Origin of the sequence: Lelliottia sp. WB101 (genome assembly GCF_003051885.1) — a bacterium.
Lineage (GTDB): Bacteria > Pseudomonadota > Gammaproteobacteria > Enterobacterales > Enterobacteriaceae > Enterobacter > Enterobacter nimipressuralis.
Genome location: NZ_CP028520.1, coordinates 2488264 through 2503404, shown reverse-complemented (window position 1 = coordinate 2503404; position 15141 = coordinate 2488264). Strand labels below are relative to the sequence as shown.

Below are 15141 nucleotides of genomic sequence, written 5' to 3'. Positions count from 1 at the left end.
TTACAGAAATATGACACAGTGCGCAAAAAGGCGCACGGAATCACGTTTCATTTTCGAATTGCGCTCGTTTGTGTTCGAAATCAAACAAACCACATTTTTGATGTGGCTAAATGGTAAAAAACGAACATGAGGGAAGACAATGGCAATCCGCGATCCCAGTTATAGCGATGTGATTATCATTGGCGGCGGCGCAACGGGCGCCGGGATGGCGCGGGACTGCGCCCTGCGAGGCTTAAGCGTTACGCTGCTCGAACGTCACGATATCGCCACTGGTGCCACCGGGCGCAATCACGGCTTATTGCACAGCGGCGCGCGCTACGCCGTGACCGACAACGAATCCGCGCGCGAGTGCATCGCCGAAAACCAGATCCTCAAACGCATCGCCCGCCACTGCATTGAACCCACAGACGGCCTGTTTATCACGCTGCCAGAGGACGATCTGGCGTTTCAGAAAACCTTTATTACCGCCTGCACTAACGCGGGTATCAATGCCGAAGCGATAGATCCTCTGCTTGCCCGGCGCATCGAACCGGCGGTAAACCCGGCCCTGCTGGGCGCAGTGAAAGTGCCCGACGGCACCGTGGACCCCTTCCGCCTGACGGCGGCCAATATGCTCGATGCCCGCGAACACGGCGCGACCATTCTGACCGCGCATGAAGTTACAGGGCTTATCCGTGCAGGCGACTGCGTACGGGGCGTGCGTGTCTATGATCGCCTGTACGGGGAACACAGTGAGCTGTACGCAGGTGTGGTGGTCAACGCTGCCGGGATCTGGGGTCAGCACATTGCGGAGTATGCAGAGTTGTCCGTTCGCATGTTCCCCGCGAAAGGCTCGCTGCTGATCCTCGATCACCGTATCAACAATCACGTCATCAACCGCTGCCGCAAGCCGTCCGACGCCGACATCCTGGTGCCGGGCGATACCATCTCCCTGATTGGTACCACCTCCACGCACATTGATTACAACGATATCGACTGTAATCGGGTGACCGCCGAAGAGGTAGATATCCTGCTGCGTGAAGGGGAAAAACTGGCGCCTGTCATGGCGCAAACCCGCATTCTGCGCGCCTATGCCGGGGTACGCCCGCTGGTCGCCAGCGACGACGATCCGAGCGGGCGCAACGTCAGCCGTGGCATTGTGTTGCTCGATCACGCCGCGCGCGACGGGCTGGAAGGTTTCATTACCATCACTGGCGGCAAACTGATGACCTACCGGCTGATGGCGCAGTGGGCCACCGACGCCGTGTGCCGCAAACTCGGGAATACGCAGCCCTGCACCACTGCTGAGCGCCCGCTGCCAGGCTCGCAGGAGCCAACCGAAAAAACGCTGCAAAAAATCATCTCCCTGCCCGCGCCGCTGCGCGGATCGGCCATCTACCGCCATGGCGACCGCACGCCCGTCTGGCTGGGCCAGGGCCGCCTCAGCCGCAGCCTGGTGTGCGAATGCGAAGCCGTCACTGCGGGCGAAGTGCAGTATGCGGTGGAAAATCTGGCGGTTAACAACCTGCTCGATTTACGCCGCCGCACCCGCGTTGGGATGGGCACCTGTCAGGGCGAGCTGTGCGCCTGCCGCGCGGCGGGCCTGTTACAGCGTTTCAATGTCACCACCTCCGCGCAATCACTGACGCAGCTCAGCGAGTTCCTCAATGAGCGCTGGAAAGGGGTGCAGCCTGTCGCCTGGGGCGATGCGCTGCGCGAAAGCGAATTTACCCGCTGGGTCTACCAGGGGCTGTGCGGACTGGAAAAGGAGCAGCACGATGAAATTTGATACGGTGATTATTGGTGGCGGTCTCGCCGGGCTGCTGTGCGGCCTGAAGCTGACGCAAAGCGGCCAGCGCTGCGCCATTATCAGTCGCGGTCAAAGCGCGCTGCATTTTTCGTCCGGCTCCCTGGACCTGCTCGGCGCGATGGCCGACGGTTCGCCCGTCCAGAATCCGCTCACGGCGGTGCAAAACCCGGCGGCGTTGCCGCCTGAACACCCTTACCGCCGGGTGGGGGTTGAAAATATTGCCCGCTTCGCGCGAGAAACCGAAAGCCTGCTCGCCGCCAGCGGCGCGCGCTTAAAGGGCAATGCCGGGCAAAATCACGCCCGCGTCACGCCGCTCGGCACCCAGCGCAGCGCCTGGCTCAGTCCGGAAGAGGTGCCGGTCGCCCCCAGCCAGAACCAGCGCGTCTGCGTCATTGGCATCAGCGGATTTCTCGATTTTCAGGCCCATCTTGCCGCTGCGTCGCTGCGACACCAGGGTATTCACGCGGACACAGCGGAGATCGAGTTGCCGGAGCTGGATGTCCTGCGGGATAACGCCAGCGAGTTTCGCGCCGTGAATATTGCCCGGCTGCTGGACAACGACGTTCACTGGCCGATGATTTTTGACGCCTTACACCCTCTGGCGCAGGGCGTCGATGCCCTGTACATGCCGGCCTGTTTTGGCCTGACGGATAATCGTCTGTGGCGCTGGCTCAGCGATCGCCTCCCCTGCCCGCTCTGGCTGCTGCCGACGCTGCCGCCATCTGTGCCAGGAATTCGTCTGCACAATCAGCTTCAGCGGCAGTTTATCGCTCAGGGCGGCGTCTGGATGGCGGGGGATGAAGTCAAAAAAGTGTCACTTGAAGCGGGTAACGCCCATGCCGTCTGGACGCGAAACCATGAGGATATTCCGCTGCGTGCCCGTTTTGTGGTGCTGGCGAGCGGCAGTTTCTTCAGTAACGGGTTAATCAGCACCCGCGAAGGGATCCGCGAGGCGGTGATGGGGCTGGACGTGCGTCAGAGCGCCTCCCGCGCCGACTGGTATCAGAGCGATTTCTTCACACCCCAGCCGTGGCAGCAGTTCGGTGTCATCACCGATGATCATCTGCGCCCGCAGCTTTCCGGCGTGGCGATCGACAATCTTTACGCCATTGGCTCGGTGCTGGGCGGTTTTGACCCGATAGCCCAGGGCTGCGGCGGCGGTGTCTGCGCCATCACGGCGCTGGCCGTTGCCGAACAGATTTGCCAGCGAGCGGGAGAACAACCATGAACGATACCCGTTTTGAAAGCTGCATCAAATGCACCGTCTGCACCACCGTTTGCCCGGTGAGTAGCGTGAATCCGCGCTACCCGGGGCCGAAACAGGCCGGGCCGGACGGCGAGCGTCTGCGCCTGAAAGATGGCGCACTGTACGACGACGCACTGAAATACTGCATCAACTGCAAACGCTGTGAAGTCGCCTGCCCCTCTGATGTTAAAATCGGGGATATTATCCAGCGCGCGCGGGCGCAGTACAGTACGCAAAAACCGACCCTTCGTGATGCCATTTTGAGCCATACGGATCTGATGGGCAGCGTCTCCACGCCGTTCGCTCCGCTGGTGAATGCGGCGACCTCGCTGAAACCGGTGCGAAAGCTCCTCGACGTGGCGCTCAAAATCGATCATCACCGCACTCTGCCCAAATACTCCCACGGGACTTTCCGCCGCTGGTATAAAAGCGTTGCCGAGAGACAGGCGCAGTACACCGACCAGGCCGCGTTCTTCCACGGCTGTTACGTGAACTATAACCACCCGCAGTTGGGCAAAGATCTGGTCAGCGTGTTGAATGCAATGGGCACCGGCGTGCAGTTGCTGAATAAAGAGAAGTGCTGCGGCGTGCCGCTGATTGCCAACGGCTTTACCGACCGGGCGCGTAAACAGGCCCGGCACAACGTCACCTCCCTGCGCGAAACGATTGTCGACAAAGGGATCCCGGTCCTCGCCACGTCATCCACCTGCACCTTTACGCTGCGGGATGAATATCCGCATCTGCTGGACGTCGATAACAGCGGTTTGCGCGAGCACATCGAGCTGGCCACCCGTTTTATCTGGCGCAAACTGGATAGCGGGCAGACGCTGCCGTTGAAGAAATTACCGCTGAAAGTGGTGTATCACACACCCTGTCATATGGAAAAAATGGGCTGGGCGATTTATACGCTGGAGCTACTCAGGCTGATTCCGGGGCTGGAACTGACGGTGCTGGATTCGCGCTGCTGCGGGATTGCAGGGACCTACGGCTTTAAAAGCGAAAACTACCCGACGTCGCAGGCCATTGGTGCGCCGCTGTTCCGCCAGATCGAAGAGAGCGGCGCGGACCTGGTGGTGACCGACTGCGAAACCTGCAAATGGCAGATCGAGATGTCCACGAGCCTGCGCTGTGAACATCCAATCTCCCTGCTGGCGAAAGCGCTCAGCTAATCAGACCGGGGCGTTTTGCCCCGGTTTTTTCACTCGATAAACAGTGTTTCCACCACCTCAATCCAGCCATGATCGCTGGCGACCTCTTTGCCATTCAGCCAGCGGCGCAGCATATTCAACGCCATCATCGCGCACACCTCCTGGCGCACCTGCAGGCTGTAGCGCGTGGCGCTCATTTTTACGCGCAGAGCGTGAGTGCCCTGCGGTGTGGCGAGGGCAAAGTTGAGATGCTCATCTTCAAGGCCAGTCACCGCCAGCGCCAACCCGGCGAAATGGTTGACCCGACGATCGGCCGTCCAGTGGGCAGTTTGCGCGAGCGTCTCTTCCTGCGAAGGCACCACTTCACTCGCCAGCAGCGAGGCGTTAGCCCGCGAGAGTTGCAGCGCCAGCAAACCACCGGTGAACTGCTCGCTCAGGGTCAGGCTCAATTGACGCTCCTGAAGATGACGGGCGATTTGCGCCGGTAATCCTTCGGTGCCTTCAAAGATCAGATTCTCACCCGCTACGCGCTGCACCTCAGGCCATGCCGCCAGCATCGCCGCTTTTTGCGTCGCCGGGCCGGTCAGTTTCAGCTCGATTATGGGCATTGAGGAGCGGTAGCCCATTGATACCCCTTCCGGCAGCTCAAGGGGATCGAGGCTTTGCGCCAGATCGCTTTCCGAACGGCCAAAGGTGGTGAGGCGCAGGCAAATCGGCGGCTCCGGCAGTGTGAACCGCTCGCGCAGGCGCGGCATAATTTCCTGCTCGACCATCACTTTAAATTCAGAGGGAACGCCGGGGGTAAAGAACATCAGGCAGCGGTTAAGCTTGACTGCAAAACCGCAGGCCGTGCCAACTGGATTATTAATAAACTCGGCGCTGGCGGGGATTTCCGCCTGCTTGCGGTTGCTGGGCGCCATCACCCGGCCACGCTCGCTGAAGAAGCGCTCCATCTGCACCAGCCACTCTTTATGCAGCACCAGCCCTTCGCCTTTGGCCGTCGCCGCTGCCAGTGCGCTGAGGTCGTCGCTGGTTGGCCCGAGGCCACCGTTGACGATCAGGACATCCGCATGTTCGCTGCGCTCACGCAGCACGTTGACCAGCGACTCGAGGCTATCGCCGACGGTATTACGGCGCGTTAACGGTAATCCCTGCTCAAAGAAAAAATTGGCCAGCCAGGCCGCATTGGTATCGGTAATTTGTCCATGCAGCACTTCGTCGCCAGTGGACAACATTTCCACGCTTATCATCGTGTTCTCCCACTTATTTAGTGGAAACACTATAGCGCAATCAGATGTGGGGGAAGAGAGAAACAGGTGCGGCAGGACGCCGCACCCTAAAATCAGAATCCTGCGCTCACGCCCACGTACGGGCCATCGGCCAGCGCGTTGTCGCGGTTGCCGTCTTTACCGGCGAGGTTCAGGTAGCGATAACCGGCTTCGATGGTGATCGGACGCATGATCGTCCAGCGCGCACCGGCGTTGGCTTCTTCATAGCTGTCGATACCGCTGGAGAGGGAATCCGGAGAGTAGTAGTACTCACCAAACAGACCGAAGCTGTCGCCGATTTTCCACTGCAAACCGCCGCCCACTGCTGCTGCGTAGCCTTCGTCGCCGTCGTTCGGGTTAGTGTAGATACCTTTCCCGCCAACGGTCGCCAGGAATGGACCCAGCGGAATGTTCAGGCCCAGACCGAGGCTCGCGGCATCGCCGTCGTCATCGTTGTGAGTCCAGCCGCCGGTCATCGCCAGGCCAGACGTCTCTGTGCCCATGCCAAAACCGAGGTGGGTGTAATCCTTACCCGCCTGGCCGCTAAAAGAGATTGCATTTGCCGCCGCAGATACAAACATCAGGCCGCTCAGGCCCAGTAATGCCACTTTTTTCATTGTCGTGATCCCGCACTCATTTAAAATAGATATCCCAAAACCGCGCGATTTTAACCCGAGAAATCCAGGGATCAATGCGCTATCGGTGCGTATGACGTTTAGATTGTAACGATTTGAAACTTTCTGGCGTTAGCCCGCCGCAGCAGCTGCCTGAAAACGCTAGCCTTTCAGAAAAGCGTTCACCCACTGCTGCAGCGCCCGACGGGAGATTTTGATCCCACCGCTTTTCAGCTCAGCGGGCAGAACCAGCCAGTGTCGCGGCTGCTGGAAACGCGCCAGCTTATCGCCCACCCACTCCGGGAAGGTCGTGATATCCGCGTTTTCTGCGCATTCGACCACCGCCACCGGTCGCTGACCAAATTCGGCGTCGTCCAGCGGCACGATGAAAACCTGATGAATCAGCGGATGCCCGCTAATGACGCGCTCCAGCTCTTCCGGCTGAATGCCTTCTCCGCCGCTGAAAAAGAGATTATCCATGCGCCCGACAAGGGTCAGACGGCCGTCATGTAACTCTCCACGATCGCGGGTAGCAAACCAGCCTTGCGCATTGGCAAGCGGCGCTAATCCGCCGTCGCGCCAGTAGCCGCTGGCCATACTTTTGGCCCGGAGCCAGACCTCACCTTCAACAATCTGGACCTCGCGCCCCGGTAGCGCACTCCCGACATCCGGTTGCCCGTCGGCTTCTTTCGCACAAACTGTCGAGGCGAATTCCGTCAGCCCGTATCCGCACCAGGTTTTGATCCCCTGCTCTTGCGCCCGAAGGGTTAACTCAACGGGGATCGCCGCACCGCCCAGCAGGACGGCCCTAAGAGCGACAGGATCAGGGTGATTCAGCAAACGCCAGAGCTGCGTCGGCACCAGCGAGGCATGCGTGCAGCCCTCCAGCATCCGCTCAAGGGGCTGTTTTTCACGCACGGTTAATCGCGCGCCGGCCAGCAGCCAACGCCACAAAATCCCCTGTCCGGAGACATGAAAAAGAGGCAGGGAAAGCAGCCAGTCATCATCGTCGTCATAAGGCATCAGAGAGAGCACCCCCTGCGCGCTGGCAAGATGCGCGTCGCAGGTATGTACCGCCGCTTTTGGCAGACCGGTGGACCCGGAGGTGAGCGTCATGGACGCCAGCCGCGCAGGTTGCCAGGGGGCGGCGTAGTGACCTGCTGATTCGCGCATCAACACCGGTGGCAATCCGTCGAACTCGCCATCCAGCACCAGCGCAAAACGCAACGTCATCTGGGGAATTAATACATTCAGCAGCGGACGTGGAAGCTGCGGGTTGACGGGTAAAATCCGCGCGCCGCATTGCAGTAATGCCAGCCAGGCCAGCAGAGTGCTGGGATGGTTTTGCGCCATCAGCATTACCCCGTCGCCATCCTGCACGCCCTGCTGACGGAAGCCGCTTGCCAACGCATCAACGCGCTGGCACAGCTGATGCCAGGTCAGCGTGTCACTGTTCAGGCGCAGCGCGGGTTTGTCGGCTTTTTGCTGACACCAGTGCCGCCACGGCCAGTCGGTAAAGCTCATAGCAGTGGCTCCAGCGCCTCAACGTCCACCAGCGGGAGCGTATTCTCCGGCCAGCGACGCACCAGCTGGGCCTGCATCAGATTGAGCGTGTCCAGCCCCGGAATGGTCTGCGGGGTGAGCCACGCGGCAATCCGCGCCAGTTGCGTCAGGCCAAGGCTCGACTCAATGGAAGAACTTATCACCGCCGTCAGGCCGAGAGCGTGGGCCGCAGCCACCTGCTTGCGCACCTTATCCAGGCTGCCCGTCAGCGTCGGCTTGATCACCACCGCACTTACGCCCGGCTCGGCGAGAAACTGGAAATCCGCTTCACGCAGGCTTTCATCCCAGGCAATGGCAATTCCCGTCTCCTGCGCAAAGGCGCGCGAGTCGTCGCGGGTTTTGCACGGCTCTTCCATAAATGCGATGCGATCGCGATACGCCGGATTGACGTACTTCGCGAACTGCTGCGCCTTGAGCGGCGTCCACGCGCGGTTTGCATCCAGACGCAGACGCAAATCCGGAATCGCTTCGAGCAGCAAATTGACCACCATGCCATCGCGTACCGCTTCGTACAGGCCCACTTTGACCTTGGCGACTTTCTCGCCGGGCATAGCGCTAAGGGCGGCAAACAGTTCGTCCGGATCGCCCGAGCAGAGCGGCGCGGCGCGGTAATCCGCCGCGTCCGGCAGCGTGCCGTCCAGCTCGGCCAGCGCGCAGCTAATACCGAAGGCGGCAGAAGGCACCTCCGGCAGTGCCGGAGAAGCCCCTTCGCGCCAGGCATTCACCCAGCTCAGCAGCGCGGCCTGGGCGTCCTCAAGGGACTCAAGGCTAAAGCCCGGCAGAGGCGAGATTTCGCCCCAACCCTGCTGTTCGCCCTGCTGCAGATGGACGAAGAGACCGTCACGGGTTTTTAACCGCCGTTCACGCAGCACCACGCCCGCGTCCATGGGTATCTGCCAGCGGTAAACCTGCGCGCGACGCATTACGGATTCCGTTTGTATTTGCTGAAGTCCGGCTGGCGTTTTTCGTTAAACGCGTTGCGGCCTTCCTGCCCTTCTTCGGTCATGTAGAACAACATAGTGGCGTTACCCGCCAGCTCCTGCAGACCGGCCTGACCGTCGCAGTCGGCGTTCAGTGCCGCTTTCAGGCAGCGCAGCGCCATTGGGCTGTTTTGCAGCATTTCGCGACACCAGCGAACGGTCTCTTTTTCCAGATCGGCAATCGGCACCACCGTGTTGACGAGGCCCATATCCAGCGCCTCTTTGGCGTCGTACTGACGGCACAGGAACCAAATTTCACGCGCTTTTTTCTGACCGACAATGCGCGCCATATAGGACGCGCCCCAGCCGCCGTCGAAGGAGCCGACTTTCGGACCGGTCTGGCCGAAAATGGCGTTCTCAGCGGCAATCGTCAGATCACACATCATGTGCAGCACATGGCCGCCACCGATGGAGTAGCCAGCAACCATCGCCACGACCGGTTTTGGACAGGTGCGGATCTGGCGCTGGAAATCGAGCACATTCAGGTGATGTACGCCGGAGTCATCCTGATATCCGCCGTAGTCGCCGCGCACTTTCTGATCGCCGCCCGCGCAGAAAGCTTTGTCGCCTTCGCCGGTCAGAACGATCACGCCGACGTTATCGTCGTAACGTGCATCGGCCAGCGCCTGCATCATCTCTTTCACGGTCAGGGGACGAAACGCGTTACGCACCTGCGGACGGTTGATGGTGATTTTGGCAATGCCGTCCGTCGATTTGTGGTAACGAATATCCGTATAGCCTTCGGAGCAGTCTTGCCATTCAACGGGGGCATACAGCATTTGTTCATCAGGGTAGATCATAGGATGTCCTTTATTCGAAAACGCAGTATCTGCGCCAGACTCGCGGCAACCGCAGCGGGATTGTCCCGGTGGGCGTTGTGTCCGGCATTGGGAATCACATGGCGTTCGGCGTTAAGTTCAGCCGCGAGGGCTGCAAACTTCTCGTCGCGCTCGCCATACACATAGTGAAAAGGCGTCGTGCGGGCGTTCAGCGCCGCGCGTAAATCAGGTTGGTTCGCCAGGGATGTGGCCTGCAGCATGGCGGCAAGCGTCGCGCCATTATTTTGGCTGCGCAGGGCAATGAGTTCGTCACGCTGCGCGTCAGTCAGTGAGGCAAAAACCGGCTGCTGATACCAGGCACGAAACACTGACGGCAGCGGTTCATCGCGAAAACGTTGCGCCCAGCGGCGGTCAGATTCGGCTCGCGCCTCTCGCGCTGTCGCATCGCACAGGCCCGGATGACCGCCCTCGACAATCAGCCCCGCCAGCCCTTTCGGCTGCCGACAGGCATGAACCATCGCGACGCGGCCGCCGAGAGAGTACCCCACCAGCCAGTAGTTAAGCATGTTGTAACTAAGTAGAGTATTGGTCAGCAGCTGGCTCACGTCGCTGAACCCAGAGACGGCAATATCCTGTGAACCGCCGTGCCCTGGGAGATCCAGATACAGCTGCGGATGATCGGGCAACTTAGCGCCCACCGTCTGCCATTCGCGACAGTCGCCGGAAAAACCGTGCAGGAAGACCAGCCAGGGCAACCCTGGCTTACCGGCACGCCTTTCACCGGCCAGAATCATAGATGGCTCACCTGGGCGAGCAGGCTTTGCAGCGTCTGCGCGCCGTCGGAATCGTTGACCACCAGCTCAATCAGCGTGGTGCCCGGCTGCCGCCAGGCGCGACTGAGCGCGTCGTCAAGATCGGCCCAGCTCTCCGGGCGATGGTATTTGAGGCTAAACATCGCCGCGGCGTGTTCAAACTGCACGTTTTGCGGCATCAGATAGAATCGCTCGCGCTCGCTTTGCGGCGTCGGCAGCAGGGAGAAAATCTGCCCGCCGTTATTGTTCACCACAATCAGCACAAACGGCGCAGAGACCTGGCGCAGCAGTGCCAGCGCGTTCAGGTCATACAGCGCCGATAAATCCCCGACAATCGCCAGGGTCGATTTCGCGCTGGCGCGCTGCACGCCCGCCGCCGTAGAGATTAAACCGTCAATTCCGCTGGCGCCACGGTTGCTGTAAACCGGATACCCGGCCGGCAGTTTTGACAGGGCATCAATCAGACGCACCACCAGGCTGTTGCCGACAAACAGCTGGCCCTGCTCCGGCAGATAGTGGCGGATGCGGTGCGCCAGCTCAGCCTCGCCAAAGCCTTCGCACTGGCGGGAGGTTAACTCCCAGGCCTGGCGCGACAACGCCGGAATATCCGTCGCCCACGGCTGACGTTTTTCCGCCGGATGCGCATCCAGCCATTCGTCGATGGTGCTGACCAGACGACGCCCGCGATGGTGCGCCGGATCCAGCCGTCCTTCCAGCGGGTCCACCAGCCAGTACTCTTCCGGATCGCAGGTGGCCTGCCACTGTAACAGGCGCTTACCCGTAAGGCTTGAGCCGAGCTGAACCACGATTTGTGCCTGCGACAGTTCCGTTACCGCTTTGGCATTTCCCAGCCAGAGATCGGCGCACGGCAGCGGCTGCCCGGTTTGCGAAAGCACATCGCCAATCAGCGGCCAGCCCAGGTTTTGCGCCCATTCGGCCACCATCTTGCCTTCGGCGGCGCTCATGCGCCCGGCGAGAACGACGCCGCGTTTTTGTCGCCAGAAAAACCAGTCGCGCTGTCTGGCGCTTTCAAGATGCGTTTGTACGCGCAGCCAGGGTTTATCGCTGCGCCACCAGTTGCCGAGGGCTTGCTGCCACTCAACGCCGGTGTTGTCCATTTCGCCGTACAGCGGTTCGGCGAACGGGCAGTTGATATGCAGTGCGCCACTGCGCAGGGAGCCGAGCGCGTTATCAAGCGTCGACACCAGCCAGCTGGCGGGAATGTCCTGAGTCGGGCGCGGTAACGCGATCGACTGGGATGGATGAGAAGCAAAGATACCCGGCTGGCGGATCGCCTGGTTGGCGCCGCAGTCGATCAGCTCTGGCGGTCGGTCCGCGGTGAGGAGAATGAGTTTTTCGCCCGTCAGCCCGGCTTCAATCAGAGCCGGATAGAGATTTGCCACCGCCGTACCGGACGTCACAATCACCGCCACGGGTGCCTGGCTGACTTTTGCCAGCCCGAGCGCCAGATGACCAAGACCGCGTTCATCAAAATGGGTGTGATGAATAAACGCCCGGTTTTCTGCCGCCGCCAGCGTCAGCGGCGTAGAACGTGAGCCCGGCGCAATACACACATGCCTGACGCCATGGCGCGTCAGGGCTTCAAGAATGACCGTCGCCCAGCGGCGGTTAAAAGAACTTACTGACATGAAATTGTCCGGTATCAATATTAAGACACAGTATAAATAATAGAGAGTGATTGAATTTTGATATGAATCGGGAATGTGCGACTCAGTATTAATCCATAAGGAGCAGTGTTCTCAGCCCTGCGGCTTTGTTTTCTATCTCCTGCCACTCGTCCTCAGGCACGGACCCACTGACAATCCCTGCCCCGGCGTACAGTCTGACTGCTGAATCACTGACGCGCGCGCTGCGAAGCGCCACGCAAAACTCGCTTTGTGCCAAAGAGAGATATCCGGCCGATCCGGCGTACCACTCCCGGTCGAACGGTTCATGTGTATGAATAAAATCGCGCGCTGACAGGCGCGGCAAACCGGCGACAGCGGCCGTCGGCTGCAATAGCTGGAGGCACTGCTCGTCATCGGGGTGTTTTAACTCGGTCCAGATACAGCGGCGCAGATGCTGCACCTTGCGCAGACGAACGATTTGCGCCGGAAGCACTTCCAGCGCCTGGGTATGGTGCTGTAGCCGCTGACAGATGTCTTCCACCACCAGCATGTTTTCACGCTGGTTTTTGTCGTCGGCCAGCAGCCATTCGCCCAGATGCTGAGCCTGGCGATCGTCAGGATGGCTGGCCACGGTGCCCGCCAGCGCTTCGGTGCGAAGGTGGTTGCCGCGTCGACGCCATAAGCGCTCCGGCGAGGAGCCCATAAACGCGCTGTGGGCGTCGAATACCATGCAGAAATGGTAGCAGTTGAAGTTCAGCCGACGGCTGGCAGCCATCAGAGCGATAGCATTGATGCCCCGATCGAAGTGCAAATCCGTCGCCCGCGCCAGCACCACTTTTTCGAATGCACCGCTGGCAATGGTCTCGGTGGCCTGCGAAATCAGCCGCAGCCACTCCGGTTTTTCAGGCAGGTGCGTTTCGCGTACCTTGTGCGGAGCGAGCGGGGTGATTGTTCTGGCGGGTGAGAGCTGCTGTAAAAAGGCTCTCGCCTGCTGCACATCATCCGCAAGCGAATGGTCGCTCGACAGGTTCAGTCGCAGTGTCGCCACGCCCCCAGCCGCAGCCAGAGCAGGCGCGGCAGAAACAGGTGGCTCTTTTCAGGAGCAAACGCATTCAGGCCGCAAATGCGGGTGTCATCGGAAAGTTCGTGAGTCTGGAGAAACTGGCGGGCGAGCGAGAGTGACGAGAAATGGTGCACCGCGCCGAGGGCGGCCAGCTCTTCCTCACCACTACGCTGTTGCCAGTAAAACTGAGGATAGGCCACCTGAGCACCCAGCCAGGCAAGGGGATCGAAGGCATCGTTTAACGGGAAAGAGACGTCAACATGACGCGTGCCGGGTGTGGGCGGAAACGCTTGAGCCAGAAACTGACCAAGACGTTCAATCGCAATTGAAATCGAATGCACGCTGACCTCTCCCTGTTAAAACCTCACATTATACGGGGTACTTACCGTAAAAAGCAGTACCCACGTTTAGGGAGGGGTCACCGTTTTTGCATAAACTTAGCGGCGGGAGAGCAGAAGCCCCAGCACCAGGCCGGCAGCCGCCCCTACGCCAATGCCCTGCCACGGTTTTTCGTGCACGTAATCATCGGCACGATAGACCGCTTTTTTGGCGCGGTAATAGTAGTTGTCGGAGGCATTGCTGACGCGGTGTTTGACCTCTTCCAGCGCCTGTTCAGCACGCGCTTTCAGCTCAATATACTTTTGGTCTGCCGGGTCGCCTGAAGAGCGCAGCACCTCTTCCAGTGTTTCACTAAGCAGCGCCAGGTCGTCGTCGATACGGGAATCCCAGGATTGAAATGACATATTTTTCTCCATGTGAGTGCTTCAGTCCCTAACTATAGACAACGACAGGCTATTACGCCTGTTTCGCTTCCCTCGCCATGCCGATATGCGGAATACCGTCTTCGTCGTACACCTCTGTTACCGGGGCGAACCCAAAGTGGGCATAGAATGGCTGCAGATGCGCCTGTGCGCCGAGATATAACGCCTTGTCTGGCCACTGTTTTTTGCAGGATTCGAGCGTCTGTTCCATCAGCTTATAGCCGAGTTTTTCACCTCGCGCGTTGCTGCTGATGATCACCCGACCAATCACCACCGGGTCGAAATCGTCTTCACTTTTCAGAATCCTCGCATACGCCACCAGCGCGTCATCTTTCCAGCCGAGGATATGGCGGTTCTCACCGACCAGGTCATCGCCGTCGATATCCTGATAGGGGCAGGTCTGCTCGACGACAAACACTTCGCAACGTAATTTGAGTAACGCGTAAAGGGCGGAAACGGTCAGTTCACTGTGATGTAAATCTTGCCACTGGATCATGTCAGGCTCCTTCTTAAGTATCATCCCGTTATACTAAACACTTCTCGTGAGTCATAGAGTCTGATGATGTTATGGAACTGATTTTTCTCGGTACGTCCGCCGGTGTGCCAACCCGATCACGAAATGTGACGGCAATCCTGCTCGATTTACAGCACCCGACGCATGCGGGTTTATGGCTTTTCGACTGTGGTGAAGGGACGCAGCATCAGCTGTTACACACCGCGTATCACCCCGGCAAGCTGGATAAAATTTTTATCACTCATCTACACGGCGACCATCTGTTTGGTCTGCCAGGGCTGCTGTGCAGCCGCTCGATGGCCGGGAACGCCAGACCGCTGACGATCTACGGTCCGAAGGGCATTCGGGCGTTTGTCGAGACTACGCTGCGCCTGAGCGGATCGTGGACCGATTATCCGCTGGAGGTGATCGAGATCGCTGAAGGCGTGGTGTTCCAGGACGCGCGTTTTACGGTGACCGCGCAGCCGCTGAATCATCCGGTGGAGTGCTACGGCTATCGTGTGGATGAACACGATAAACCCGGCGCACTGGACGCCGCGGCGCTGATTGCCGACGGCATCAAACCAGGCCCGCTGTTCCAGCAGCTGAAAAATGGCGAAACCGTGACGCTGGATGACGGCCGCGTTGTTAACGGTCAGGCCTATCTCGCGGCCCCGGTTCCCGGTAAAAAAGTGGCGATCTTTGGCGATACGGCGCCCTGCCCTGAAGCGCTGCTTCTGGCGCACAACGTTGATCTGCTGGTCCACGAGGCGACGCTTGAGACGGCAATGGAAGAGAAAGCCAACAGCCGTGGGCACAGCTCTACGCGTCAGGCGGCAACCCTTGCCAGAGACGCAGGCGTGCAGAAACTGATCGTCACCCACGTCAGCTCTCGCTACGATGCCCAGGGCTGCGCGGCGCTGCTGGCGGAGTGCCGGGAAGTGTTCAAAGAGTGCGAGCTGGCCCACGATTTCATGCAGGTTTGCGTTTAGCCCTT

General features: G+C 59.7%; 13 protein-coding genes and 1 pseudogene. 4 read left to right on the top strand and 10 right to left on the bottom strand.

What is annotated here, in order from left to right:
- Positions 1 to 139: 139 nt before the first annotated feature.
- From glpA to glpC, 3 genes are read left to right on the top strand one after another with little or no spacing between them, the layout of a single operon-like run.
- Entirely contained in the window at positions 140 to 1768 is a 1629-nt protein-coding gene (gene glpA, locus DAI21_RS12050; protein WP_107703199.1) for an anaerobic glycerol-3-phosphate dehydrogenase subunit A, read from the top strand.
- On the top strand, positions 1758 to 3017 hold the full coding sequence (gene glpB / locus DAI21_RS12045) for a glycerol-3-phosphate dehydrogenase subunit GlpB (protein ID WP_107703198.1): 1260 nt from the start codon (positions 1758 to 1760) through the stop codon (positions 3015 to 3017). Before glpA ends, glpB begins: the two co-directional genes overlap by 11 nt.
- Positions 3014 to 4204: an anaerobic glycerol-3-phosphate dehydrogenase subunit GlpC gene (gene glpC, locus DAI21_RS12040; RefSeq protein WP_107703197.1), complete on the top strand. Its 1191-nt coding sequence runs from the start codon at positions 3014 to 3016 to the stop codon at positions 4202 to 4204. The genes glpB and glpC overlap by 4 nt, the downstream gene beginning before the upstream one ends.
- Positions 4205 to 4233: 29 nt before the next feature.
- Here glpC and DAI21_RS12035 read toward each other — a convergent pair whose 3' ends face one another.
- From DAI21_RS12035 to DAI21_RS11990, 10 genes and pseudogenes are all read right to left on the bottom strand, one after another.
- A complete protein-coding gene (locus tag DAI21_RS12035; protein ID WP_100779468.1) occupies positions 4234 to 5433 on the bottom strand; it encodes a nicotinamide mononucleotide deamidase-related protein YfaY in 1200 nt (399 codons plus the stop codon).
- Between the two features lie 92 nt (positions 5434 to 5525).
- The gene (locus DAI21_RS12030) at positions 5526 to 6068 is read right to left on the bottom strand and encodes a YfaZ family outer membrane protein (RefSeq protein WP_100779467.1); all 543 of its coding nucleotides are present in this window, start codon (positions 6066 to 6068) and stop codon (positions 5526 to 5528) included.
- 159 nt (positions 6069 to 6227) lie between these two features.
- Positions 6228 to 7589, bottom strand: a complete 1362-nt coding sequence (gene menE / locus DAI21_RS12025; protein WP_107703196.1) for an o-succinylbenzoate--CoA ligase — start codon at positions 7587 to 7589, stop codon at positions 6228 to 6230.
- Positions 7586 to 8551 (bottom strand): o-succinylbenzoate synthase, encoded by a 966-nt coding sequence (gene menC / locus DAI21_RS12020; RefSeq protein ID WP_107703195.1) that lies wholly within the window; start codon positions 8549 to 8551, stop codon positions 7586 to 7588. Before menC ends, menE begins: the two co-directional genes overlap by 4 nt.
- The gene (gene menB / locus DAI21_RS12015) at positions 8551 to 9408 is read right to left on the bottom strand and encodes a 1,4-dihydroxy-2-naphthoyl-CoA synthase (RefSeq protein ID WP_100779464.1); all 858 of its coding nucleotides are present in this window, start codon (positions 9406 to 9408) and stop codon (positions 8551 to 8553) included. The genes menC and menB overlap by 1 nt, the downstream gene beginning before the upstream one ends.
- Positions 9405 to 10181, bottom strand: coding sequence for a 2-succinyl-6-hydroxy-2,4-cyclohexadiene-1-carboxylate synthase (menH, locus tag DAI21_RS12010; protein ID WP_107703194.1), 777 nt, complete (start codon positions 10179 to 10181; stop codon positions 9405 to 9407). The genes menB and menH overlap by 4 nt, the downstream gene beginning before the upstream one ends.
- Entirely contained in the window at positions 10178 to 11848 is a 1671-nt protein-coding gene (menD, locus tag DAI21_RS12005; protein ID WP_107703193.1) for a 2-succinyl-5-enolpyruvyl-6-hydroxy-3-cyclohexene-1-carboxylic-acid synthase, read from the bottom strand. Before menD ends, menH begins: the two co-directional genes overlap by 4 nt.
- 88 nt (positions 11849 to 11936) lie before the next feature.
- Positions 11937 to 13231 (bottom strand): annotated as a pseudogene (gene menF / locus DAI21_RS12000) (isochorismate synthase MenF).
- A gap of 96 nt (positions 13232 to 13327) precedes the next feature.
- Positions 13328 to 13633 (bottom strand): stress response protein ElaB, encoded by a 306-nt coding sequence (gene elaB / locus DAI21_RS11995; protein WP_100780844.1) that lies wholly within the window; start codon positions 13631 to 13633, stop codon positions 13328 to 13330.
- 52 nt (positions 13634 to 13685) lie between these two features.
- On the bottom strand, positions 13686 to 14147 hold the full coding sequence (locus tag DAI21_RS11990; RefSeq protein WP_100779460.1) for a GNAT family N-acetyltransferase: 462 nt from the start codon (positions 14145 to 14147) through the stop codon (positions 13686 to 13688).
- A gap of 71 nt (positions 14148 to 14218) precedes the next feature.
- Between DAI21_RS11990 and rnz the strand changes: the two genes are divergently transcribed.
- Positions 14219 to 15136, top strand: a complete 918-nt coding sequence (gene rnz / locus DAI21_RS11985; RefSeq protein WP_107703192.1) for a ribonuclease Z — start codon at positions 14219 to 14221, stop codon at positions 15134 to 15136.
- Positions 15137 to 15141 lie beyond the last annotated feature (5 nt).

What these genes read in the sequence shown, in the direction of transcription:
- glpA (WP_107703199.1), top strand. Translation starts at nt 140, where the DNA reads ATGGCAATCCGCGATCCCAGTTATAGCGATGTGATTATCATTGGCGGC.
- glpB (WP_107703198.1), top strand. Translation starts at nt 1,758, where the DNA reads ATGAAATTTGATACGGTGATTATTGGTGGCGGTCTCGCCGGGCTGCTG.
- glpC (WP_107703197.1), top strand. Translation starts at nt 3,014, where the DNA reads ATGAACGATACCCGTTTTGAAAGCTGCATCAAATGCACCGTCTGCACC.
- DAI21_RS12035 (WP_100779468.1), bottom strand. Translation starts at nt 5,433, where the DNA reads ATGATAAGCGTGGAAATGTTGTCCACTGGCGACGAAGTGCTGCATGGA.
- DAI21_RS12030 (WP_100779467.1), bottom strand. Translation starts at nt 6,068, where the DNA reads ATGAAAAAAGTGGCATTACTGGGCCTGAGCGGCCTGATGTTTGTATCT.
- menE (WP_107703196.1), bottom strand. Translation starts at nt 7,589, where the DNA reads ATGAGCTTTACCGACTGGCCGTGGCGGCACTGGTGTCAGCAAAAAGCC.
- menC (WP_107703195.1), bottom strand. Translation starts at nt 8,551, where the DNA reads ATGCGTCGCGCGCAGGTTTACCGCTGGCAGATACCCATGGACGCGGGC.
- menB (WP_100779464.1), bottom strand. Translation starts at nt 9,408, where the DNA reads ATGATCTACCCTGATGAACAAATGCTGTATGCCCCCGTTGAATGGCAA.
- menH (WP_107703194.1), bottom strand. Translation starts at nt 10,181, where the DNA reads ATGATTCTGGCCGGTGAAAGGCGTGCCGGTAAGCCAGGGTTGCCCTGG.
- menD (WP_107703193.1), bottom strand. Translation starts at nt 11,848, where the DNA reads ATGTCAGTAAGTTCTTTTAACCGCCGCTGGGCGACGGTCATTCTTGAA.
- elaB (WP_100780844.1), bottom strand. Translation starts at nt 13,633, where the DNA reads ATGTCATTTCAATCCTGGGATTCCCGTATCGACGACGACCTGGCGCTG.
- DAI21_RS11990 (WP_100779460.1), bottom strand. Translation starts at nt 14,147, where the DNA reads ATGATCCAGTGGCAAGATTTACATCACAGTGAACTGACCGTTTCCGCC.
- rnz (WP_107703192.1), top strand. Translation starts at nt 14,219, where the DNA reads ATGGAACTGATTTTTCTCGGTACGTCCGCCGGTGTGCCAACCCGATCA.